We start from the raw sequence: 821 nt of genomic DNA on the forward strand, positions 1-821 counted from the left end.
CCTCGGAAGACGCCGTCCGCCGGTACGGGTTGCGTCCGCGGGCCCGGATCCATCACATTTCCGCCCGCGGCGATGACCCGGTGATGATGCTCAGTGCCCCGATCGAAGCCACCCGCCACGCGCTCAAGCGCACCGGCATGAGCCTGGCGGAGATGGACCTGATCGAGATCAACGAAGCCTTTGCCTCCGTGGTCCTGGCCTGGCATCGCGAACTGGACGCAGATATGTCCCGGGTCAACGTCAACGGCGGAGGAATCTCCCTGGGGCATCCCATCGGCGCCACCGGTGCCCGGCTGATGACCACCCTGCTGCATGAGCTGGAGCGGACCGGCGGACGCTACGGCCTCCAGACGATGTGCGAGGGCGGCGGCCAGGCCAACGTGACGATTATCGAGCGGCTCGGCTGAGCGCTGTGTCTACCAAAGCCGCCCCGGCAGCCCCGGCGGCGTAGGCGGCCAGGTCCCAGGGATTAAAGGTGCTGCCGAACACCAGGTGGAGCGGCGCCCAGGCCTCACCCAGCCGGGAGGGCCATTGGGTGAGCTGGAACAGTTCCACGAGAGTGCAGAGCAATAGGGATCCCGCCGCCAGGCGGACCGGCGGGATCCGGCGGCGAAGCAGGAGCAGCGCTGCCAGTCCGAGCAGCACGTACACGAGCACGGCATACAGGACGCCGCCGGCGGCGTCTCCAACGACTCCCGGAAGCCCCCGCGCCGCGAGCCCGCAGAGGACGACGGCGGCAGCGGCGGCCGTGAACCACAGGGCACGAGGGAGCACACGTCGGATCATTGGTGCGGCAGCGGGCCGGGCAGCTGGTACAGCGG

At 69.4% G+C, this 821-nt stretch carries 1 protein-coding gene and 1 pseudogene; one reads left to right on the forward strand and one right to left on the reverse strand.

Going from position 1 to position 821, the window contains the following annotated elements; genetic code table 11:
* Positions 1 to 407 (forward strand): annotated as a pseudogene (locus RTN46_RS15415) (acetyl-CoA C-acetyltransferase); the annotation flags it as partial.
* Here RTN46_RS15415 and RTN46_RS15420 read toward each other — a convergent pair.
* On the reverse strand, positions 388 to 821 hold a 434-nt coding region (locus tag RTN46_RS15420), incomplete at its 5' end, for a DUF2809 domain-containing protein (RefSeq protein ID WP_312182692.1). The pseudogene RTN46_RS15415 and the gene RTN46_RS15420 overlap by 20 nt on opposite strands.

The organism is Arthrobacter sp., assembly GCF_031988865.1.
Taxonomy (GTDB): domain Bacteria; phylum Actinomycetota; class Actinomycetes; order Actinomycetales; family Micrococcaceae; genus Arthrobacter_B.